The 21,649-nt window shown below is 53.6% G+C and carries 23 protein-coding genes and 1 riboswitch; of the genes, 9 read left to right on the forward strand and 14 right to left on the reverse strand.

Annotated features, from left to right (window positions below; genetic code table 11):
* The first annotated feature begins 143 nt into the window (after positions 1-143).
* Positions 144-359: a hypothetical protein gene (locus C8N40_RS14970; RefSeq protein ID WP_108212600.1), complete on the forward strand. Its 216-nt coding sequence runs from the start codon at positions 144-146 to the stop codon at positions 357-359.
* 71 nt (positions 360-430) lie between these two features.
* Here C8N40_RS14970 and C8N40_RS14975 read toward each other — a convergent pair whose 3' ends face one another.
* The 8 genes from C8N40_RS14975 to C8N40_RS15010 all read right to left on the reverse strand — a co-directional run bounded on the left by C8N40_RS14975 (position 431) and on the right by C8N40_RS15010 (position 7,928).
* Positions 431-2,047 carry an ArnT family glycosyltransferase gene (locus C8N40_RS14975; RefSeq protein ID WP_108212602.1) on the reverse strand — a complete coding sequence of 539 codons (1,617 nt, stop codon included), beginning with the start codon at positions 2,045-2,047 and terminating at the stop codon, positions 431-433.
* Positions 2,048-2,081: 34 nt separating this feature from the next.
* Positions 2,082-3,227: an NAD(P)/FAD-dependent oxidoreductase gene (locus tag C8N40_RS14980; RefSeq protein ID WP_108212603.1), complete on the reverse strand. Its 1,146-nt coding sequence runs from the start codon at positions 3,225-3,227 to the stop codon at positions 2,082-2,084.
* Positions 3,228-3,230: 3 nt separating this feature from the next.
* On the reverse strand, positions 3,231-3,482 hold the full coding sequence (locus C8N40_RS14985) for a hypothetical protein (RefSeq protein ID WP_108212604.1): 252 nt from the start codon (positions 3,480-3,482) through the stop codon (positions 3,231-3,233).
* On the reverse strand, positions 3,434-4,132 hold the full coding sequence (locus C8N40_RS14990) for an alpha/beta hydrolase (protein ID WP_108212605.1): 699 nt from the start codon (positions 4,130-4,132) through the stop codon (positions 3,434-3,436). Before C8N40_RS14990 ends, C8N40_RS14985 begins: the two co-directional genes overlap by 49 nt.
* 80 nt (positions 4,133-4,212) lie before the next feature.
* Entirely contained in the window at positions 4,213-5,160 is a 948-nt protein-coding gene (locus tag C8N40_RS14995; RefSeq protein ID WP_108212606.1) for an alpha/beta fold hydrolase, read from the reverse strand.
* 168 nt (positions 5,161-5,328) lie between these two features.
* Positions 5,329-5,730 (reverse strand): SPW repeat protein, encoded by a 402-nt coding sequence (locus C8N40_RS15000; protein WP_108212607.1) that lies wholly within the window; start codon positions 5,728-5,730, stop codon positions 5,329-5,331.
* Positions 5,731-5,742: 12 nt separating this feature from the next.
* Positions 5,743-6,303: a vitamin K epoxide reductase family protein gene (locus C8N40_RS15005; protein WP_108212608.1), complete on the reverse strand. Its 561-nt coding sequence runs from the start codon at positions 6,301-6,303 to the stop codon at positions 5,743-5,745.
* Between the two features lie 149 nt (positions 6,304-6,452).
* Entirely contained in the window at positions 6,453-7,928 is a 1,476-nt protein-coding gene (locus C8N40_RS15010; RefSeq protein WP_108212610.1) for an APC family permease, read from the reverse strand.
* Positions 7,929-8,221: 293 nt separating this feature from the next.
* Between C8N40_RS15010 and C8N40_RS15015 the strand changes: the two genes are divergently transcribed.
* A complete protein-coding gene (locus tag C8N40_RS15015) occupies positions 8,222-8,419 on the forward strand; it encodes a hypothetical protein (protein WP_092099737.1) in 198 nt (65 codons plus the stop codon).
* A 24-nt stretch (positions 8,420-8,443) separates the two neighbouring features.
* Here the strand turns inward: C8N40_RS15015 and C8N40_RS15020 are convergent, their stop codons facing one another.
* The 4 genes from C8N40_RS15020 to C8N40_RS15035 form a co-directional block, all read right to left on the reverse strand.
* Positions 8,444-8,926, reverse strand: coding sequence for a hypothetical protein (locus C8N40_RS15020; RefSeq protein WP_245905140.1), 483 nt, complete (start codon positions 8,924-8,926; stop codon positions 8,444-8,446).
* Positions 8,927-9,114: 188 nt separating this feature from the next.
* Positions 9,115-9,411: a DUF3221 domain-containing protein gene (locus C8N40_RS15025; RefSeq protein WP_170114116.1), complete on the reverse strand. Its 297-nt coding sequence runs from the start codon at positions 9,409-9,411 to the stop codon at positions 9,115-9,117.
* A 74-nt stretch (positions 9,412-9,485) separates the two neighbouring features.
* On the reverse strand, positions 9,486-10,154 hold the full coding sequence (locus tag C8N40_RS15030) for a DUF2461 domain-containing protein (protein ID WP_108212621.1): 669 nt from the start codon (positions 10,152-10,154) through the stop codon (positions 9,486-9,488).
* Positions 10,155-10,335: 181 nt separating this feature from the next.
* Positions 10,336-11,031, reverse strand: a complete 696-nt coding sequence (locus tag C8N40_RS15035) for a hypothetical protein (RefSeq protein ID WP_108212624.1) — start codon at positions 11,029-11,031, stop codon at positions 10,336-10,338.
* 382 nt (positions 11,032-11,413) lie between these two features.
* Between C8N40_RS15035 and C8N40_RS15040 the strand changes: the two genes are divergently transcribed.
* The 3 genes from C8N40_RS15040 to C8N40_RS15045 all read left to right on the forward strand — a co-directional run bounded on the left by C8N40_RS15040 (position 11,414) and on the right by C8N40_RS15045 (position 15,894).
* Positions 11,414-13,951, forward strand: a complete 2,538-nt coding sequence (locus tag C8N40_RS15040) for a PIG-L family deacetylase (protein ID WP_108212627.1) — start codon at positions 11,414-11,416, stop codon at positions 13,949-13,951.
* 87 nt (positions 13,952-14,038) lie between these two features.
* Positions 14,039-14,182, forward strand: coding sequence for a hypothetical protein (locus C8N40_RS22715; protein ID WP_170114117.1), 144 nt, complete (start codon positions 14,039-14,041; stop codon positions 14,180-14,182).
* The gene (locus tag C8N40_RS15045; RefSeq protein WP_108212630.1) at positions 14,179-15,894 is read left to right on the forward strand and encodes a sodium:solute symporter family protein; all 1,716 of its coding nucleotides are present in this window, start codon (positions 14,179-14,181) and stop codon (positions 15,892-15,894) included. Before C8N40_RS22715 ends, C8N40_RS15045 begins: the two co-directional genes overlap by 4 nt.
* Positions 15,895-16,658: 764 nt before the next feature.
* On the opposite strand, the gene C8N40_RS15050 is transcribed toward C8N40_RS15045, so the two are convergent.
* Together C8N40_RS15050 and C8N40_RS15055 are read right to left on the reverse strand one after the other, a co-directional pair.
* Positions 16,659-17,573, reverse strand: coding sequence for a class I SAM-dependent methyltransferase (locus C8N40_RS15050; protein ID WP_108212633.1), 915 nt, complete (start codon positions 17,571-17,573; stop codon positions 16,659-16,661).
* 82 nt (positions 17,574-17,655) lie between these two features.
* The gene (locus C8N40_RS15055; RefSeq protein ID WP_108212635.1) at positions 17,656-18,525 is read right to left on the reverse strand and encodes a DUF2911 domain-containing protein; all 870 of its coding nucleotides are present in this window, start codon (positions 18,523-18,525) and stop codon (positions 17,656-17,658) included.
* A gap of 213 nt (positions 18,526-18,738) precedes the next feature.
* Positions 18,739-18,841: riboswitch (TPP riboswitch) on the forward strand.
* A gap of 78 nt (positions 18,842-18,919) precedes the next feature.
* On the opposite strand from C8N40_RS15055, the gene C8N40_RS15060 reads away from it, so the two are divergent.
* The 4 genes from C8N40_RS15060 to C8N40_RS15075 are packed head-to-tail and all read left to right on the forward strand — an operon-like array spanning position 18,920 to position 21,616.
* Positions 18,920-19,645: a class I SAM-dependent methyltransferase gene (locus tag C8N40_RS15060; protein WP_211318121.1), complete on the forward strand. Its 726-nt coding sequence runs from the start codon at positions 18,920-18,922 to the stop codon at positions 19,643-19,645.
* Entirely contained in the window at positions 19,642-20,706 is a 1,065-nt protein-coding gene (locus tag C8N40_RS15065; protein ID WP_108212637.1) for an AIR synthase-related protein, read from the forward strand. The genes C8N40_RS15060 and C8N40_RS15065 overlap by 4 nt, the downstream gene beginning before the upstream one ends.
* Positions 20,703-21,353, forward strand: a complete 651-nt coding sequence (locus C8N40_RS15070) for a thiamine phosphate synthase (protein ID WP_108212640.1) — start codon at positions 20,703-20,705, stop codon at positions 21,351-21,353. The genes C8N40_RS15065 and C8N40_RS15070 overlap by 4 nt, the downstream gene beginning before the upstream one ends.
* Positions 21,350-21,616, forward strand: coding sequence for a Trm112 family protein (locus C8N40_RS15075; RefSeq protein ID WP_108212659.1), 267 nt, complete (start codon positions 21,350-21,352; stop codon positions 21,614-21,616). The genes C8N40_RS15070 and C8N40_RS15075 overlap by 4 nt, the downstream gene beginning before the upstream one ends.
* Positions 21,617-21,649 lie beyond the last annotated feature (33 nt).

Here is a 21,649-nt window from a genome sequence, read left to right on the forward strand (position 1 = left end):
TCCTTTTTTAGTGAAGCAGCCATTTTTTGGACAGAAGCTAAGTAAAGATTGAGAATCTCAAAAACTTAAACAATGGGGAAAGAGTATGTTATGGTTGTTTAATTTATTACTAACCAAATACTTAAAATTATCCAGTACCAGCCATGAAGAGTTTCTATGACTTTAACAGAAGTAGCCCGGAGGAGCGCCAGCAGCAATACAAGTACTACCCCGAGATGGCACTTTTTCACATCGCGCTCCGGGAGGAGCTAGGGGAAGATGAGTATAATGCCTTCTACCGCGCTGAGCAGGAAGCAGCGCAAAAACGCTCCATTACACCAATGTCTCACCAAACTTCCAGAAAATGGGTAACCGTGTAATGCAACGCCAGCATACCATGTGAGGAGGCAAGCTGTAACAGAACAGTTTGCCTCTTTTCTTTTCTGAAAACCTATTCTACTCCAGAAACCCGATACACTCCTACTGAGTCCACAGGGGCCACAGATAGGTACCAAGGGAGTTGGTACGAATAAGAGTTATAAAACCTGGCAAAATGTGCAGTAGTGAAGAAGTTCAGCAAGGTGGGGGAGTAGATTATAATTTCCTCTTTCTCTAGCACAATGTTATCCGATACTTTCTGCTTTGCGATGACTTCAGGAATAACGAAATAATCTCCCGCTTGAGGAGCAGATACATCGTACTCATAAAACACCATGCCAGCCTTTTTGCTGTACCACTGCCATCCCCAGTGTCCTGTAGTCCATACTTTGCTGTTTGTAGGCACATGCATTAGAGCCATCGGAACAGCTTTTCTGTAAAAATCTGCATAAACCCAGTCGGAAATCCCTAGTGCCAGACCCAAAAAGCAGGTGAGACCAATTGATGCTTTAGTGGCCTTAGGCAATGTATTCCTATAGACGTATCCACCAAGTATAATAAACGGTGGGAGAAGCAGGAGCACGTGTCTTGTTGCCATAAATGGTGAATAGATCAGAATAAATGCACCCATCGCTAATCCCCACAGAAACACTATTACTGCCTTCCTATCAGGAACCATTCTTCTTGCAGCAAAGAAAAACAGGATGATAACAAGTAAACCGTTGTATGCAAATATGGCCCAAAGCAGGCTATAGGGAATAGATCTCACCACGGGCCCATATACCATGACATAGGCAGCCACCACAAGTATGGCAACACTGATAGCTAGCGCTATTACTATCCTTTTCTTTTCCGTGCTCTGGAAGGCGCTGATAAACATAAGTGAAAAAGGCGCAACTCCTCCTACTGTGAGTATAAATGCAATGAAGTTATTACTAATGAGGCTCAGGGTAATATCATTTCTAGGTCTCCCTAGCATGTGTGAACTGCCAAACTCCATATAGTTTAAACCTGCCCAGGCAAGTAACGCAACCACTGGGATTAGGAGTGCCTTTACTAAGTGAGGCTTCCTTTTTTCGAATATTGCATATACCAGTACCAGCAGGAGGGGCAGTAATGAATATTTTAAGAGCAGACCGATCGTAAGTATAATAGAAGCCAGGTAAACATTTCTTGCTTCATTTGCCTCATTTGCTTCATCTGCCTGCACAAGAAGGTAAATGAAGATGATAGATAAGCACAGGATTGGGATATCTATCATTAGGTTTTGATTTACTAAAAACGCAGGTCCGAGGGCCAGAAAGCATGTGCCTATCAATGCAAAATCCTTTTGGAAGAGGCATAGTAGCCTGTAAAAATAGATAATGGCAAGAAGGCTGAACACGCCTTGTGCGAGGTGCAAGGGGATTTCGGAGAAGCCAAAAACAGCCCCTACCGTAGCTATGAAATAGAAGTACCCAGGAGGTTGATTGAAGTGGAAAATTGGCTCACTGATGTTATACCAGTTAATTTTTCCCGACATCGGTTGGAGTGGGTTGAGCTTAATCCACTCAGCTGCCTCTAAGTGGAAAACGTCATCTATGTGAAATGCTTTGTTCACATTGATAGCAGTTGCAAGCGCCCAAAAAACTAAAAGGGCAATATAGGGGGAAGTATTAAGAGTCTTTGCGACTCTCCTTGATATACTCATTGTGTTCAGAGGGTGGAGTTTGTTATTGAAGCTTTCATACCTGCTGCAGCACCAGCTCGGCGCCCTCCTCGCCAACCAGGGAGCCGATAGCCACGCCCATCCCTCCTAATCGCACGGCGCAACTTACCCGGTCTGTTACCTTCTTTATCAGCGTGGTTTTGGCGTTACCCGTGCCCAGGCCCATAATGCCGCTCCAGCGCTGCTCTACCTCGAAAGGCGTTTCCGGAAGTATAACCTCATGCAGCAGCTGCTCCAATCGTTGCTGAATCAGCTCCGTTAGCCCTAGTTCTATGGTGGTTTCCTCCTCGAACGCCAGGTTGCGGGCACCGCCGAAGAGCACCCTGTTGCCGATGTTGCGGAAGTAATAATAGCCTTTGTCGTAGTGGAAGGTGCCTTTAAACTTTAGGTTGCTGATGGGCTTTGTGATGAGCACCTGCGCACGGGCGGGCTGTACCTGCAGTTGGGGCAGCAATTTTTGGGCAAAGCCATTGGTGGCCACCAGCACAGCGCGGGCCTTCAGGTATATACCCTGCGCGGTGGTTGCCAGCACGTCCTGAGCATTCTCCTGCAGCGCCTGCACCTCCAGCCCGTTGAGCACCAGCACCCCCATACTTTGTACTTTCTGCGTGAGGGCCAGAATCATCTTACCGGTGTCTATCTGGCCTTCGGCGGTGCTCAGCAGCAGGTGCTGCACGCCTTTAAAACCGAATTGGCCGATTTTCCCATCCGCCCGTTGAAATATCTCCGGCTCGTTGAGTATACTTTGCAGCTGCCGGTTCAGGTAGGGGAGTTGGTCCAGACAAGCCTCGTACACTTCCTGCTGCTGCGGCTCGAACAGCTCATAACCTCCCCACCGGTGGTAGTCCAGGGTCGTGTCGCCGAGGTTTTGGCGCAGGCGCTGCAGGCCTCTCCAGCGGCGCTCCACCAGCCCGAAAACCTCCTCCTCGGAGTGGTGCTCCAGGTCGTCCAACAGCTCGGAGGGACTGCCGAAGCAGGCAAAGCCCGCGTTCTTGGAGCTGGCCCCGGTTGGCAGCAGGCCACGCTCCGCCACGAGCACCTTTAGTTGCGGCTGCTGCTGTTTCAGGTGCAGGGCCGCGTTCAGCCCCACAATGCCACTGCCAATGATGAGTACATCAATGTGGTTAAAGTAGGTTTCCTGTTCCCAAAAACTTAGTTGCATAGGCTAATTGTCTGTCCGGAAGTAGGGGTGATTGTAGTGGCGGGCCTCCTGCTCGCCTATCAGTTCATAGCTTGTAAGCATTATCTCGCGCTCGCCGCTGTTCATGGCTTTTACAAAAACGCCCTCAGGTGTCTCGTAAATGGCATAGTTGTGCTGCCCGAACGGGTAAAGGTTGTTGCTGCGCAGAATCTGTGCCTGCGTAAGGTCTACCTGCCGCCCGTTGGTGGTGGTAACGATGTATCTGCTTTTATCCATGTTTCTTCTAGTATGCGGCTTAGTATAGCACTTACTTCATCTGCCTGGCGCAGCACCATCAGATGCCCGCCGTTTTTCACTTTAATGATATCAGGTCTGTCGTAGAGCGGCAGGATGAGGTCTTTGGTGCCGTGTATCTGCACCAGCCCTGGCAGCACCTCCTCCTGCGGCCACTCCAGCAGCTGCCCCAGCGACCAGCGCAGCACCTTCTCGTCTATCTCCAGGATGGCCCTTTTCAGCAATTGCTTCTCTGGCTTGGATTGCGCCCCGAAGAACAGCGGTGCCAGCGGGTGTATACTTTGCATGAGCTTTAGAGGCATCCAGCGGTGCAGGTGCGTTTTGCCCACCAGGCGGTAAATGGCAGGCAGGGCGTGGTGCGTTGCCATGCTGGAGAGGAGGATGGTCTTGCGCGGCTTGAGGATCTTGCTCAGCTCTATAGCCACCAGCCCGCCGTAAGACATGCCCACCAGAATCGGATCGGGGTCGGTGATCTGGTCTAAAAGCCGGAGCACATACTCGTGCAGGGGCTCATCGATGTGCTTCGGCGCTACCCATTCCACATACTGCTGCGGTATGTACTCGGGCAGCTTCAGGTACTGGAACATGCGCCAATCAGCCCCCAGCCCACTGATAAAGTATGCTTTGCTCATGGTATGCTTGTAGGGGAGAAAGATACCTGTTTTTTGGCAGAAGGAACAGTTTGGGGTGGCTTTTATACTTTGCTAATACCTTATTCCATGGTTGCCAGCTCATGACCCAGAAACCGCAGCGCATCCTGCACCGTCTCCTGAGGCAGCTCTTCCATGGGGATGTGGCCGGCGCCGGGGTAGGTGATGAGTTGGGCGTCCTTTATACTTTCCTGGAAGCGTGCCGCATCGGCAACCGGTACCCAGGCATCGGCCTCGCCCCAAAGTATAAGCGTAGGCGCCTGCACCCGTGCCAGCTTATACAGGTTGTCTGCGTCCAGCGTGTTCATGCGGGCGATGAAGGCTTCCCGGTTGCCCTCGCGCAGCAGCATGTCGTGGCTCAGGGAAATGGCCTGATCGCTTAGCTTGCTGTCGTCGCCGTATACTTCGCGCAGGCTCTGGGCTACTATAAAGCGCGGCGTGATATACCTGAGCGAGTGCCTGAGCAGCGGCGTCTGGGCCATCCGGAAGGGCATGGAGATGCGTTTGTCGTTGGCGTTGGTGACGCCCGTCGGGGCTATCAGTATCAGTTTCTGCACCCGCCCGGGGTGGTTGGCGGCAAAGTCGAAGGCTATCTGCCCGCCCAGGGAGCTGCCCGCCAGGTGGGCCTTCTCAATGCCAAGGCTGTCGAGGAAATGCAGTAGCAGGCCGGAGTAGTAATCGATGGTGTAGGTATCGGTGGCGTTTGGGCCGGTGAGGCCAAAGCCGGGCAGGTCGAGGCGCAGCACGCGGTGGCTTTTGCTAAGCTCAGAGGCCCAGCCGTCCCAGGTGTTCAGCGAGGCAGCCGTACCGTGCAGCAGCACTATCGGCATTCCCCGGCCCTCGTCGCGGTAGTGCAGGGTAGCGCCGGCCATGCTTTTATACTTGGAGGCCGGGTGTTTATACTTTGCCTCCAGTTCCCCGGCAGGTATGTCGGCACGTATCAGAAGCGAAGTGGCAGCCACCAGCACCAGTACAGCGGCAACGGTTACGCGTTTTGCTCTGGGAGTCATAGTTTCAGGATATCAGAACGATGCGAAGTATAAATTTATACTTTAAAAGTATAACAAAGATGAGCTGCGTATACTTTATTTACCTGATAAGGAAGAACCATGATTATATCAACACAAAAGCACCAACGGCCTGTGCTGCTGGTGCTTTTGTGTTGATATCCCAAACACCTACTTGTCCAAATCGACACGCGGCTGCTTGCGGGCCTCCCGTGCGTGCAGCGTGTCCGATTTCCAGACAGCCGACCAGCCCCCGCCGTAGGTGTCTTCTATTTTGCCCTTCACAAAGCTTAGGCCTGTTACCAGTGCGCCCACTACCATGCTGTTAACCGTGGCCGCGGTATTGTCGAAGCCCAGCACCCAGGGCGCCAGCAGCAGCCAGAGCCCCAGCGGCACGTTATAAAGGCGCACCACGCGCGTCGCCTCCCACCACGAGATGATGGCAAAGCTGGCGATCACGGGTCCCAGGATGTGCTCGTTGTCGGTGATGGTTTTAGCATCGGCGTAACCGAGCATGGCGGCAGAAGCCATCAGCCAGATGCCAAGTATTGCGTTAATTACCTGTGCCCACATCGTTTTATATGTTTAGATAACTCTTCCCTGTACCTCCTTATACCCCCAAAAGGCTTTCCACATCGATACTTTGGCGTCTTTTACCCGCTTCATGTACTGCAGGCTGGCCAGCATCTCGTCCATGGCCGGGCCAATCATTACCACCGATATTAGCGCCGTAACCAGGCAAAGGGTGCACCAGGCATCGTAGAGCACCGGTTGCAGCACCACCAGCAGCACGCTGATAAATCCAAGCGGACCAACGGCCAGACCAAAGGCAATTACAATCCAGGGCATCCTGCGCCACCTCCGGGTACCCCCGATAATACCTGCCAGCGCATCCACCAGGTACCCCAGGGCCCCGAGCGCGCCATCCGGAATGGGCAGTATCTGAGAGGTTTCGGAGGTGAGAATTTTCCGGCTGCCATTGCCAAAAAACGGTTCCCAGACCGTGTCTATCACTTTCAGCTGGAACAGGGCCAGGTAAGTGGCAATGGCAAAACCTACCATCGCCGCAATCACAATGGGCATGCGTTGGCCCCAGGAGGCTGGGTTATAGCTCCACCCGGGCGGAATACCTTTTTCTTTGCTCATATAGCTTTTCCTGATTATTAGGATGTACTACGTGAGCGGCAGGAGTGCGTTCTGTTTTATACTTTCCGGGCACCCTGGGGCAGAAGCAGCGGCAAAGAAAAAGCCCGCAGCAAGCGCTGCGGGCTTTCCTATACTTTAGAAGTATAAACCTATACTTTGGATTTGCTGAACTTGCTGCCGAACAGGTAGTACACCGGTATCCCTAAGGCCACGATAATGAGCCCCGGCCAGGTATACACCGGCTTGTAAATGAGCAGAATCACGCAGATGGCGGAGGCGAGGATCACGTACAGCGCGGGCAGCACCGGGTAGCCGTAAGCCTTGTAAGGGCGCGGCAAATCAGGCCGCTTTTTGCGGAGTACAAAGATGCCGATAATGGTGAGGATGTAGAACAGCATGATGGCGAACACCACGTAGTCGAGCAGGTCGCCGAAGGTGCCGGTGAGGCAGAGCAGGCAGGCCCACACGCACTGCAGCCACAGCGCCGCGGCCGGTACCCCGTTCTTGTTCAGGCGGCCCAGCCGTTCGAAAAACAGCCCGTCCTTGGCAATGGCATAATATACCCGCGCCCCGGAAAGGATGGCGCCGTTGTTACAGCTGAACGTGGAGATCATGATAAGGATGGCCACGGCCACGGTAGCCTCGTAGCCCCCAATTACCTCGGCCACAGCGGCGGCAACACGGTCGTTGCTGGCGTAGGTGATGCCTTGCCCCACCACGGTGGTCGCGTCGGGAGAGCCGTGCATCGGCAGCACCAGCAGGTACACCAGGTTTATCAGCATGTAAATGCCCATCACAATCGCTGAGCCGATCACCATGCTTAGTACGATTGTGCGCTTCGGGTTCACGATCTCATCGCCCGAAAACCCGATGTTGTTCCAGGAATCGGCGGAGAAAAGGGCGCCCACCATGGCCATACCCAGCGCTGAGATTAGCACCGCACCTGTCGGTACCGGGGTGGCAGAGCCGCTGGCTCCCCAGAAATCGGAAAAGTTGGCCTCGATGGCCGTGTCGTTAATACCAAACAGCAACCCGAAAAGGATAAGCCCGAAAAGCGCTATCAGTTTGGTGCTGCCAAAGATGTTCTGGATCAGCTTGCCGCTTTTCACGCCCAAGGAGTTCATGTAGGTCAGGAAAATGATGCTGATGATGGTGAGCAGCTGCACAGAGGTAAACTCGAATCCGGCTACCTGCAGCAGCACGTTATCCTCGCTGAACCAGGGAATGAGCACGCCGGTAAAACGGGCAAAGGCCACGCCCACAGCCGCAATCACGCCCGTTTGTATCACCAGGAAAAGCGTCCAGCCATACAAAAAGGCCACCATCTTGTTGTAGGCCTCCTTCAGGTACACGTATTGCCCGCCCACTTTGGGGAACATGGAGGACAGCTCGCCATAGCTGATGGCGCCTACCATGGTAAGAAAGCCGGAGATGAGCCAAACCAGCATCATGTAGCCGGGGCTGACGACGGTGCGGGAGATATCGGCGGTAACGATAAAGATGCCGGAGCCGATCATGCCCCCCGTTACAATCATAATGGCATCGTAGAGGGTGATTTCGCGCTTGAAGCTCCCTTTTTCCTGCGCCTGGTCCTGCTCCTCGCTTAGTTCTGAAGTATGCTGCATAAGTATAAAATAGGGGTAAAGGTAAGTGTTTTTCAGCCTCGGTGGTACAAAGCAAGTCATCCGCTTGCAGATTAGCGCGGTTGGGTACGGCGAGGGATGAGTTTTTCTTGAAAATAGCCTTTAAAAAGCCCGGATTATACTATGCATTTTGTCTGTAATTCGGGGGTGTTCACGGATACTTTCTGGATGTTTGTATAATAAAGTAGTAAATGGTGTAACAGTACTTTGCAATACCAAGTACTATAGAGTAGATTTGCAAGAACAAAATGTCACACAATTTAAATCTTAAAACTATGAAAATCATCGTTCTTATCGCCGCCTCAGTTTTTGGTTTTGGTTTCGCCGTTCAGGAGAGTTACCATGTAGCAAAGCCAAAACAAGTACTGGTGCTCTACCATGCCCCTGCAGCGCTGGAGGAGCCCGTTATGGATGTTGTATTAGACACTGTAGAAATTACAGTGGAAGCTCCGGCAGCGGTTGCCAGCCTGTAGGCAGCCGCTGCGTAGCAGCAGCTCTCAGGCAGTTTGCTCCATGACAGTGGGAGGGAGGTTTAGAAGCCAGTCCAGCGCTTCGTCTCTGTTGCTGAAGTTCTGCATCTGCAGGCGTGGTGTTATGCGCAAGTATAAATCCCGTGCCGAAAGCCTGCTGAACATGTTGTTGGAGTAGATGTGCGCCAGGTAGTGCAAACCGGCATAGAGCACCTGCGGCAGCCAGTCAAACTCCAGCCAGTCGTTGGCCTCAGACCAGTCTCCGGTTACCAAGGTTTTGTCGTTGAGCAGCTTATCCGGGCAAGGGTAAGTTTGCAGCAGCGCCAGGTATACTTTAGAGGCCGTCACAACGTCGCCGCTCGTAATGTGGCCATACCATTTAGCCTCTATGTAATCGGGGTGTAACTGTAGCGTCACAAAAACATTGCCGCCGGGGTGCGCCAAATGGATAGGCTTTGGCCATGCAGCTATTTCCTTCTCATATTCGCACGCATTTGGTGATGTCTTCATCGGCTTGCCGCAATTAGGAGTAAAAGGCGGCACAGCAGCGCCGTCCACCAAGCATCCTTTACGGGCTGGGGTAACAAATGGCTAAACTTGAGCTTACTATACTTAAGTTTAATATTTGTAAAGTTTAATGAATTACTCCTGCTACCTTCTTTTATTAGAGGGTAGCGGATGGTGCAGAGAGGTCTTTTTTACGGGCTGATTCGCACTGCCTTCGCATAACCCAGCACGGGATCCTTCTCCTGTACTTCCCCTTCAAACCAGGCCTGTATCTGGTGCCCCTCGCGCAGCTGGCCGATATCAAGCTTTTCACCAACCTCGTTCTCCATCAGGGTGTGCTCATCTATCCGCACGCTGGCATCCTTATAAGTTGACACCACGTCCTCCAGCGACTTCACCGCTACCACGGCGCTGGATTTGCTGCCGTTCTTGGCCGTATACTTTATGTGCGTGATGTAGCCATACACATCGGGTTGCGTGTCGGGCATGCGTTTAGGCTCCTGCCTGCAGGAGAGCTGTGTTAGCAGTAGCAACACACAGATTAGGTAAAATGGTGCTTTTTTCACGATGGTTCTGCTATGGCGTTGTTGAGAAAGTCGTGTAGCGGTTTTACCAGGCGGAAAAGGGCCGGGAGCCGTTCGATGAACCCAGGCTGGCTTACCTCCTCATCACTGAAGAAGTGCAGCACCTGAAAGCCTTTATACCTGAGCAAGTCCAGTTCGGGGTGCGTCTTGTCGTATCCCTTTGGCGTAACCCTGGTCTGCTCTCCCCTAAACCCTCCGAAAGTGTTCTTAAAAGCCGGCTCATCCAGCAGTTGCTGCAACCGGCCGGGGTTGTAGTCAATCTCCTCCCGTATCAGTTCCAACTGCTTAGTTCCGGGCTTACGTATACCACCCCCAATTCTCGACCTGTTTCCGGGCTCCAGCACCAGCACATAGTTGGCAAATACGGAGTGGCGCCCTCCCGGCGATATTCCGGCCCCGAAATGCCCTTTATACGGTGCCTCGCCTTTTTTGGAGAAGTCATTCTTGTTAATCCGGAAGATGCACTCCTGTACTTTAACCCCATGCAAGGACAGGTCGAACTGCTGCAATTGGGCCAGCAGGTACTCGGTCAGCTCCACAAAGTATGCCTTGGCCTGTAAATACTCGTCCCGGTGCCCGTCCATCCATACTTTGCTGTTGTGCTGCTGCAGTTGCCGCAAAAAGGAAAGTATAAACGGGATGTTCATAGGCAGGCAAAGGAGTTAGTATATCAGCGTCTACGCCGCATATGGTATCGCAGAAAACAGCAACAGGGTATACGTATCGTATGCCTGCGGCCAGGCGCAGGGTTCTGTACTTGTACTCAGCAAGCTTCCCTGTTATTGCACGGCAGCATCAGGGACTATGGAAAGCGAGGCTAAAATAAAATCAGGCCACCCGGAGCACGGAATCGCCCAGAAGCGCCTTCCGGATGCGCCTATCCGCCTGGTAATGGGAAAGGAAGTCGCCACGGCGGCAAACAGCTGGCTTTGGCTCTTTTATCAGCACTACCTTGGCCCGTTGCCCCACGGTAATAATACCGATGCCGCGCCGCTCACAGGCAGCTAAAAAATGCTTGGCTAACGGGTTGTGCCGGAGGGTAATGCTGCTGATGGAGAGGCCCAGCCACTGCTCATCGGCAGGAGTTTTCTTCAGGTCGTCGAGCAGGTGAAGCAGGCGGTGTATCCGCAGTTTTTGCTCCAGGTACGTATGCAGCATAAAGGTGGCACCGGAAAGCACAACGGCAAGTATAGCCCCGGCAACTGTGTAGCCCAGCCTCCAGCCCACAGCCAGTGCCAGCAGCGCAACAAAAAAAGCAGTGGCATAGCGCAGTTTGCTCAGGCCGCTCTTTTTATAGGTAGTAAGGGCCGTGGCAATCCGGGGAGAGTTAAAGGTATGAAGGGAGGCTATAAATGGTGTATTGTCCTGCTTTTTGAGGGAGAACAGGCCCTGTGCCGCATGGCCCTGCCTGGTTTGTTCGTCTTTATCAACTAAAACAAGCTTAGCCCCGAAGCGGGCAGTGTAGTGGCTACGCAGGTAGTCAAACGCAAAGTCGTTGATGTTGCTTGCTTGCTGGCTGGGCATATATCTTGGTTACATAGGTAGATAAAGCGGTATGTAACGCGCTTGCAAAGGTACGTTTTTAAGGCGTTCTATTACGCAAGCACAAAGCAAATGTTAATCAAAAAAGACAAAGCAGCGGGCTCAGTTCGTACAAATATAGATGATTACTGATTTTAATCTAACTTTTTCTCGTTTTTTTTCTTGATTTGCCAAAAATAGCTTTCAGTCCTTTTTAATGCACTTTCTGGCTAGCAGGCAGGCGCCCAAAATGCCGCCGGTTATTTTACGCCCTGCATACTTTGTAAGTGCTGCACAAGAGTGTCTACGATACTTTCACAGAAATGCTTAGATTTACAAGGCCTTGCTATGCCTGGCGCACGATCAGCTGCTCATATACAACTCTATGAAGATACACCGCCTACTGTTCCGTTTTCTGTTTCTTTCCCTTGGGCTGATGTTATGGCAGCCGCTGCAGGCGCAGGCTCCCCAACGGGCCTCGGCCGCCGACGTGCTGCAGGAACTGCAAAAATTAAACGTGCTGGGCCGGGTGCTTTATGTGGCGGCCCACCCCGATGATGAGAACACCCGCCTGATTGCCTACCTGGCCAACGAGAAACTTTATACGACCGCCTACCTTTCCATCACCCGCGGCGATGGCGGACAGAACCTCATTGGTCCGGAAATCAGCGAGAACCTGGGCATCATTCGTACGCAGGAGTTGCTGCAGGCACGGCGCACAGACGGCGGACAACAGTTCTTCACCCGCGCGAACGACTTTGGATTCTCCAAGAACCCGGAAGAAACCTTTACGATCTGGAATAAGGAGCAGGTGCTGGCCGACATGGTGTGGGTCATCCGCAAGTTCAGGCCTGATGTGATGATAACCCGTTTCCCGCCCGATGAGCGTGCCGGGCACGGGCAGCACAGCGCCTCGGCTATACTTGCCGAAGAAGCATTCAAGGCCGCCGCAGACCCGAAGCGCTTTCCGGAGCAGTTAAAACAGTTGGAGGTATGGAAACCCAAGCGCCTGCTCTGGAACACGGGCGTATGGTCGTTCAGGAGCCAGGAAGAGTTTGAGAAGTATGGCAAGGAGTTGCTGAAGGTAGATGTGGGCGGTTACAGCCCGCTGCTGGGCGAATCGTACGGCGAGGTGGCCGCGCGCAGCCGCAGCATGCACAAAAGCCAGGGCTTCGGAGCGGCCAGCTCCCGCGGCACCAGTATAGAGTACCTGCAGCACACGGCAGGGGAGAAGGCGCAGCAGGAGCTGTTTGAGGGTATCAACACCAGCTGGAGCCGTGTGAAGGGTAGCGATAAGGTACAGCAGCTGCTGCAGCAGGCCATCAGCTCTTTTGATGCGACAAAGCCTGCCGCCGTCGTGCCGGCTTTGCTTGCCGCCCGAAAAGAGATGCAGCGCCTTCCGGAGAGCTACTGGAAACAAACCAAGCTGCAGGAGCTGGAGCAGGTGCTGCAGCAGACCATGGGGCTGTTCCTGGAAGTTACCGCCAGCGAGTATAGCATGGCGCCGGGGCTGCCGGTGCGGCTGCAGGTAGAGGCCATCAACCGCTCGGAGGTACCGGTGACGCTGCAGAGTATAAAGTATAATTTTGCCGCCTCAGATACCACGCTGAACATCCCCCTGAAAAACAACGAGCCGCTAAAGTATAGCACCGGCAAAACCTTACCCCAAAACACACCTTACTCACAGCCTTACTGGCTACGGGAGGCAGGCTCGCTGGGGATGTTTGCCGTGAGCGAGCAGCAGCTGGTGGGGCAGCCGGAGAACAGGCCGGCGGCAGAAGTGACGTTTCACTTGCAAATCTCCGGGGAGCCGCTGCAGGTGGCCGTGCCGGTGGTGTATAAGCGCACCGACCCGGTGGACGGCGAAGTATACAGGCCCTTTGTGGTCACGCCCCCGGTTTATGTGAACCTGAGCGAGCGGGTGCTCATGTTTGCTAACGGGGAGCCGAAGCAGGTGCAGGTGCTGGTGAAGGCCGGCAAGCAAAACGTAAAAGGCGACCTGCGGTTGGAAATGCCCAAAGGCTGGCGCACCGAGCCCGCATCGGCCTCTTTCGAACTGGCTGCCAAAGGGGGGGAGCAACGTATCAACTTTATGGTGTATCCGCCTAAAAAGCAGCAGGAGGCACAGCTAAAGGCCATTGCTACTGTAGATGGTAAAGCCTACACCAAAGGGCTGAACGAGATCAACTACAAGCATATCCCGGCGCAGGTTACCTTCCCGGAGGCCAGCACCAGGATCGTGAAGCTGGATCTGCAGAGGCGCGGGGAGCGAGTGGCCTACCTGATGGGAGCCGGCGACGACATCCCGGCCAGCCTGCAACAGATCGGTTACCAGGTAACCCTGCTCAAGGACAGCGACATGTACCTGACTTACCTGAAGCAGTTTGATGCAGTTATACTTGGCGTACGGGCCTACAATACTGTGGAAAGGATACGGCACTACCAACCCACTTTGCTGGAGTATGTGCGGCAGGGAGGTAATCTGATCGTGCAGTATAATACCAACCATGCCCTCGTCATCCCGGAGGTTGGCCCTTATCCCCTCAAGCTTTCCCGCGACAGGGTAACCGTGGAGGACGCCGAAGTGCGCTTCCTGAAGCCCGGCCACCCGGTACTGAACACGCCCAACAAGCTAAGCAAGGCTGATTTTGAAGGCTGGGTGCAGGAGCGCGGCTTATACTTCCCGAACGAGTGGAGCTCAGAGTATGAGGCTATCCTTTCTTCCAACGATCCCGGCGAGCCGGCCCGCGACGGTGGCTTGCTGGTGGCAAAGTATGGTGAGGGACACTACATCTACACCGGCTACTCCTTCTTCCGGGAGTTACCGGCCGGCGTGCCCGGCGCTTACCGCCTGTTTGCCAACCTGATCTCGCTGGGCAAAGGCACAGACTCCGGCAATGCAGCAAAGTCAAGTATAAAATGATATGACATAAGACTTTAGGACAAAGGACAAAAGACTATTATTATAGCTCGGTCCTTTGTCTATTGTCACAAAATCCTTTGTCCAAAAATGAAAAATCACCCTGTAGACGAAGAGCCGCCCATTGAGAAGCCGCCTTTCTTTAAAACCTGGAACGGGATGTACTGGCTGGTGCTGGGCAACCTGGCTTTTACGGTTGTGCTGTTCTACATCATCACCAAACTTTACGAATGAGACCTCTTGATTGGATAGTGCTGCTGGGCACGTTGGGCTTTATCGTTATCTATGGCATCTGGAAAACCCGCGGCAGCAAAGACATAGAAGGCTACCTGAAGGGCGACAACAGCATGAAGTGGTGGACCATCGGCCTGTCGATTATGGCCACGCAGGCTAGCGCTATCACCTTCCTGTCCACCCCGGGGCAGGCCTACGAAGACGGGATGCGCTTTGTGCAGTTCTACTTCGGTTTGCCCATTGCGATGGTCATCATTTCCATCACGGTCATCCCTATCTTTTACAGGCTGAAAGTATACACGGCTTACGAGTTCCTGGAGAACCGCTTCGACCTGAAAACACGCTCGCTGGCCGCCGTGCTTTTCCTGATACAGCGTGGCCTGGCGGCGGGCATCACCATTTACGCCCCGGCCATCATACTTTCCACGATGCTGGGTTGGAGCCTGACGGCCACCATCATGGTAATAGGCCTGGTGGTAATTGCCTATACCATGTCGGGGGGCACCAAGGCGGTGAGCGTGACGCAGAAGCAGCAGATGGCCGTGATGATGGGCGGCATGATCATCGCCGGCTTTATGGTGGTGCGCTACCTGCCCGATAACGTTAGCTTTGTCGAGGCCGTGGCCGTGGCCGGCAAGATGGGCAAAATGAATGTGGTGGACTTCTCCTGGGACTGGAAAACAAGCTGGAACGACCGCTACAACTTCTGGTCGGGCATTACGGGCGGGCTTTTCCTGTCGCTTTCTTACTTTGGCACCGATCAGAGCCAGGTGGCGCGTTACCTGGGCGGCAAGTCCATTGCCGAAAGCCGGCTGGGGCTGTTGTTCAACGGCTTGCTCAAGATCCCAATGCAGTTTATCATCCTTTTTATCGGGGTGATGGTGTTCGTGTTTTACCAGTTTAACCAGCCGCCGGTATTTTTTAACGAAGGCACTAAAAGCAAAGTATACGCCACCGCCCATGCCGACGAGCTGCGCAGCCTGGAGACAAAGTATAACGACATTTTTAAGCAAAAGCAGCAGGCAGTACATGGGCTGGTGGATGCTCTGAAAACAGAGGACGAAGCTGCCATTGCCGCCGCACAGGAGCAGGTGAATACTTATACTTTAGCAGGCAAGCAGGTGCGTGAGGAGGTGAAAGGCGTTATTCAGAAAGCGGTGCCCGATGCCGAGACCAAGGACACGGACTACGTATTTATTTCCTTCATCATGAAGTACCTCCCCACCGGACTGGTGGGGCTGCTGCTGGCCGTGATCCTATCGGCCGCGATGTCGTCCACTGCCTCGGAGCTGAACGCCCTGGCCTCCACTTCCGTGATTGACATCTACAAGCGCTCGGTGCAGCAGGATGGCAGTCCAATTCATTATGTGAAAGCCTCCAAACTCTTTACCGCAGGCTGGGGATTCATTGCCATACTTTTCGCCACCTACGCTTCCCTGCTCGATAACCTGATCCAGGCAGTGAACATCATCGGCTCGATTTTTTATGGCACTATCCTGGGCATTTTCCTGGTAGCCTTCTACCTCAAGCGCATCAAAGGAAACGCGGTATTTTACGGTGCCATACTGGCCGAGGCCGTCGTGCTCTACTGCTACTTCTTCACCGACATCGCCTTCCTCTGGTTCAACGTGATCGGCTGTGTGGCGGTGGTAATCTTCGGGTTTATACTTCAGGCGCTGATTGGGAAGAAAGAGAAGGAGTTGGTTGCGTAGGAGGGGAGAACGCTTTTGCAGTCCCGGGCCCGACTACTCCTAGACTCCAGCGCTGCGCTTGCTTTAAACAGTAGGCTTTCCGGTGTTCAAAGGTCCCGCGAGTGTCTAAAACAGTCCCGGGTCCAACCACCCCTTGCCCCTCCTTATCCAAGGAGGGGAGCCTGTAGTTACTTAGGCAGAAGTATGAGTTTCATAGTCTCCGTTCTCGCGCGGACAGGTCGCGACCTGTCCCTACAAAGTATAAACCTAGCCTCTCCTGGGAAGAGGACTGTTAAGTTTACAGAACTGTCCCCTTAAGGGGACCACAGGGGTGTAAAGCCAATTGCAAAAGATTTCGCTACAAGTAAACACCCCTAATGAGCTTTGCTCGCAAGTTTCGAACTCCCGTTCTCACTTGTCCTCAAGGGGACACTTTATACTTGTTGCATGGTAAGGACTATGGCTATCGATTCTGTTCCCAGCCTTAGGGTTGAGCGCCTTGTAGATTTCCGGTGCCCGAAAGGGCATTGCGACGTCAGGAGCAAAGGAAATGTAGACAGCGCGATGCCTGAAGGCGAGGCCTCCCGGCCTTGAGGGAGCCAAGTATAGATGCAACGATAGGTAAGTGGGAACTAGAGGATGAACGGTAGCTAGAAAGGATAGCTTGGTTTCAGTTGCGGAAAGCGGCGGCTAAGGGAAGTATAAATTTGAGGCACGAGCTACAAACTCGCGCCAGCAGCAGCTCAGAAAGTATAGCCAAAGTACAAATCGGCATCTCAACCCCATTACCTCGGCTTCTGCGCCGCTACAATATACACCAAGCTTCCCCCCGCCGACACGTATTCCTCCTTCTGAAGCTTTTCCTTCAGCATGATCTTGTTGTAAAGCAGCTTCTGCCAGTACGCGTCGAACTTATCCTTGTCGCCGCCGCCGGCCATAAAGTAGTTAAGGTTGTCCTGGTAGTCGTAGCCCATGGCCTCGGTTTCTATCCAGTTCAGCATCTGCTCCACACGCATGATTTTCTCCTGCGTGTCGTAGGGCGGGATGATGGAAAGCGCTTTGTCAGAGATCCATACTTTCACGTCCCTCAGGCCGGCTTTCAGAAACAGATCCGGTACCACGTCGCCGAGCGAGTTGAAGCCTTCGCCCAGGTTCTTCTTGCCTTTCTCGATGCGCAGCTTCACCTCCAGCACCTCCAGCATGGCCTCCACGTTGTAGTCGGTTTCGCCGTAGCGGTCGAACATGAGGTTGGGCACAAGGTTGTTCGGCTCCAGGGCCACCACCCAGCCACCGGGTTTGGTCACGCGCATCATCTCAGCGATGACTTGCTTCGGGTTTCTCACGTGGATAAGGAGCGTCTGGCAGAGGGTAACGTCGGCTATGTCATCGGGCAGCGGAATATCATCGGCATAGCCCACCTTAAACTCATAATCGATGTTGGTGTGCCCGAACTCGCTCTGCGCCCGCTGCCGCGCCTCGGCTATGTAGCCCGGCTCGTAGTCCACGCCGTATACTTTTCCGCCAGCCGGCATATACTTCGAGAACCTGAACCCCATCATGCCCTTGCCGCAGCCAATGTCTACCAGCGTTTGGGTGTAGGGGATGTAGAGGCGCTCGGCCAGCAACTCCAGGTAATCCTCGTTCCACCAGTACTCCCGTGCCGGGCCCAGGTGCTCTTCAGAATGCTTCTTCTCTTCCAACTGCTTTATACTTTAGGGTACAACAAAAAGCCCCTGGAAGTACGCTCCCAGAGGCTTTTATACGATAAAAGCGGCTCTCGCTTTACTTCATTTTCTTCCACTCGGCAATGGCCTTCTCGTTCAGGCGCACATAGTCCTGGTTGTTGGCAGCCTTGGCCAGTTCCATCGATTTCTCGGCGGTTTTGATGGCAGCCTTGTAGTTTTTCAGTTGCGCCTCGATTTTAGCCTGCGCGTGCACGTTCCAGAATTTAGGGTCCTTCTCGTTGGCTTTCTTCATCCACGCATGCGCCTGCTTCAGGTCGTGGCCCTTGTCCAGGTAATAGCTTGCCGCCGCCGCGTACAGGTTCGGGTTCACGTTGGTGCCTTTTACCACGTACTCGTCAATCTGCGCCATCACTTTGCTGTCCACATCAGCCTTTACCGTAAACGGCACCACCACGTTGTCCCACATGATTTCCACGTCGGCTGCATCAGCGGTAAGGTTGGCAAAATTGATGGTGAAAGACTCTGCCTTGCGCGGGTTTTGCTCCGGTTTCACCTTAAAGCGCACCAGGTCTTCGGCCTGGTTGTAGTCCTGGCCACCATCGCCCCAGTGCTTGGTGTTCTTGTGGATGATCACCGTCCACTCGTTCTTGTCCGGAATAGTATAAAGCGCATACTCGCCGGCAGGCACCTTGTTGCCCTCAACGGTTACGTCCTCCGAGAATTTGATTTTGGTGGAGGCGTTGGCCCCTGTGCGCCATACTTTGCCGTAAGGCACCAGGTCGCCGAAGATTTGGCGGTTTTTCACGGCAGGACGGGAATACTCTACCGAGATGGTGCCAAGGCCCACGGCCTGCTCAATTTTCTGGCTTGGGCTGGCAGCCGGCATCTTAATACCCTGCGCCTGCACGTTGCCTGCGCCCAGCATAAGCGCCGCCGATAAGACAATACCGAATAATGCTTTTTTCATGTTTATACTTTTGTTTGGATAGGTTTTTTCAGGAAGTAATATTACAGAATATCTCATACTTTAACCAGCGAAATTTGCTGTTGGGGCAGCCGGTGAAGTATAAAAAAGGTGGCCTGTATCAGAAAAAGTAGTTGAGGGTGAAGGAGTGCCGTTGCCGTAAGTATAACCTCCCGAGGGCAGGGCTGTTTTTCCCAAATAAATTCCGTATCTTAGCAAAAGTACACGGGGTGCTTGGCATACAATGCTGCCAGGCTGAGATAACACCCGCCACCTGATCTGGATAATGCCAGCGTAGGAAATGTATCAACCTTTAGCGCCTTAGCGAGGTGCTATCCTGCCCTTTTCCTATCTGCTTTAAACAGTCAGGCTATTTTATAACCCTAAAATACCTGCTGTGAGCAATCTGCAACAACAAAAATTCGACCTGGTAACCCGCGACCTGCGCAAGTGGCAGGGCCGTGAGGAGTGGTTCTTTAACCGCGACCACACCGACACTTATGAACTCTGGTATGAAGGCCGCTACAAGCGGGCCGAAGTATGGCAGAAGAAAGTGATCGGGCAGCTGATCAAGAAAGACGAGCGCGTGAAGACCCTGCTCGAGTTCGGCTGTGGCACCACCCGTTTCACCCGCTGGTGGAAGGAGATTGGCATTGAGGCCAGCGGCGGCGACATCTCACCCTTTATGCTGGGGCAGGGCGTGCACCTGTTTGATGGCGACCTGGTGCTGGCTGACTCGCACCACATGCCCTTCAAAGACCACACCTTCGATGCCCTGGCTTTTATCACCACCTTCGAGTACTACAAAGATCCGGTGAAGGTAATCCGGGAGGCGGCGCGGGTGGGCAAGTATGGCATCGTGTTCGGCATGATGAACCGCAACTCCCCCAAAGTGGCCCGAAGAAGGATACAGGAGCTCTTCGGCAAGAACCCTTTCTACGTAACGGCCACGTTCTACACGCCAAAAAAACTGATGGCCGTGATTGCCGAGGCCCTGCACGACCGGGACTACACCGTTGAGTGGACAGCCACGGGGCTGCCGGAGTGGTTCCCGGTGCAGCAGTGGCACCAGCCTTACGGCGATTTCTTCGGGTTGCATGTACGCTTAAACAATGTGAAATGAGTGCTTTTGATGATAATTCCGGAAAGATAGCTGCTACTACATTTAAGGATGTGCTGCTGCCTTTTAGCGGTGCAAGGCGCGCGGAGGTACTGGTAGGCCCGAAATTCGGGGTAGATACGGCTGTCATCAACCTGGGAAATAACCTAGGCATGGCCGTGTCCAGCGATCCGCTCTCGCTTATTCCCTCGCTGGGGCTGAGGGAGTCGGCCTGGCTGTCGGTGCACCTGCTGGCCAACGACATGGCCTCCACTGGCTTTGCCCCCATGTACGCGCAGTTCGTGCTCAACCTGCCCACCAGCCTGTCGCTGGAAGACTTCAGGGAATACTGGACCTACATCCACCGGTTTTGCCAGGAGATTGGCGTCTCCATCACCGGCGGCCACACGGGGCAGATCGAGGGGCAGAACTCCACCATCTCCGGCGGCGGCACCATGTTTCTGACGGCTCCGCTGGATGAGATCCTCACCAGCAACAGGGCAGAGCCGGGCGATATCCTGATCGTGACAAAGGAAACGGCCCTGGTATCAACTTCTATACTGGCCATGAGCTTTCCGGAAACGGTGAAAAATAAACTCGGCAAGGAAGTATGGGAGCAGGGCTGCGAGAACTTTTACCGGACCTCCTCGCTGCCCGATGCCCTGGCTGCAAAAGAGGTGCTTCAAAGCCATATGGAGCTGAAGGCCATGCACGATGTAACCGAAGGCGGCGTGGTGGGCGCTATCTGCGAAATGGCCAATGCGGCCGGTTGTGGCTTGCGGCTCTATAACGATACCCTGCCGGTGGGGGAGGCGCAGGAGCAAATTGCCGGGCTTTTCGGCATAGACCACCGTTTTAGCGTGGGTGCCGGCTCCATGATCATGGCTGTGAAGCGGGGAGGCGAGCAGAAGCTGATAAACCATCTGGCAACCAAGGCCATTAGGGCAACAGTGGTGGGAGAACTGACCGCCAAGGAAGAAGGATTTAGAATTGTGGAGCAAGACGAGGAGAAGCCGCTTTCCTTTACTGGCATGGACCCCTACTGGGAGGCATTTTTTAACGCTTTTAAAGCTGGCTGGAAATGAGAAAGTATAAACCTATCACCGGCGGGGTATACCTGGTGCTGGACCCAAGTATGGACAAGCTCCTGCTGCTGCAGAAGGTAAGAGAAGCGCTCGACGGTGGCGCCAGCGTGCTGCAGATCTGGAACAACTGGCCCGTCGGCTATACTTACCCCGATAAGTTGCTATTGATACAGGAGTTAGTAGACCTGGCTGCTGCCTACCAGGTGCCGGTGCTGATAAACGAGGAGTGGCAACTCCTGAAGGATACGGGGCTGGCGGGCACTCACTTCGATAGCATCCCGGAGTGTTTTGAAAGTATAAAAGCCGCGGTTGGGCGGGACTTTATCTGCGGCATTACTTGCAGCAACAACCTGGAGGTAGTGCGGTGGGCCGAGGAGCGTCAACTGGATTATGTCTCTTTCTGCGCCGTATTTCCCTCGCCCTCAGCCGGAAGTTGTGAACTGGTGCAGCCCGACACGATCCGGGAGGCCAAGAAAATCACACAGATGCCGCTGTTCCTTTCCGGAGGCATCACCACCGAGAATATAGATAAACTACAGGAGCTCGATTTTAACGGCGTGGCAGTAATCTCAGGGATACTGAGCGCGGCTTCTGCCCAAAAAGCCACCGCCGCTTATAAGGAAGCAATAAACAAGTATAAGGTATGAAACTGTCTTTTTTAGAGAAGCTATGCTGTCCCATGGACAAGCATGAACTGAAGTCGCAGGTATTTGCGCAGCACGAGAACGGGGATATTCTGGAGGGGCTCCTGACCTGCCCTTCTTGTAAGCGGTATTACCCGATTGTGTACGGCATCCCGATTATGACACCCGATGAGTATAGAGAAAAAGCACTGGAGGCACCGATCCTGGAAAAGTGGGGGCTAACGCTGGAGGAGGCTGAAAAGCAGCCGTTTTTGCTGAAGGAATAAGCTGACCGCCCTGGAGTAACAGTTTATACTTTG

It is taken from the genome of Pontibacter mucosus, assembly GCF_003054055.1.
Classification (GTDB): Bacteria; Bacteroidota; Bacteroidia; order Cytophagales; family Hymenobacteraceae; genus Pontibacter; species Pontibacter mucosus.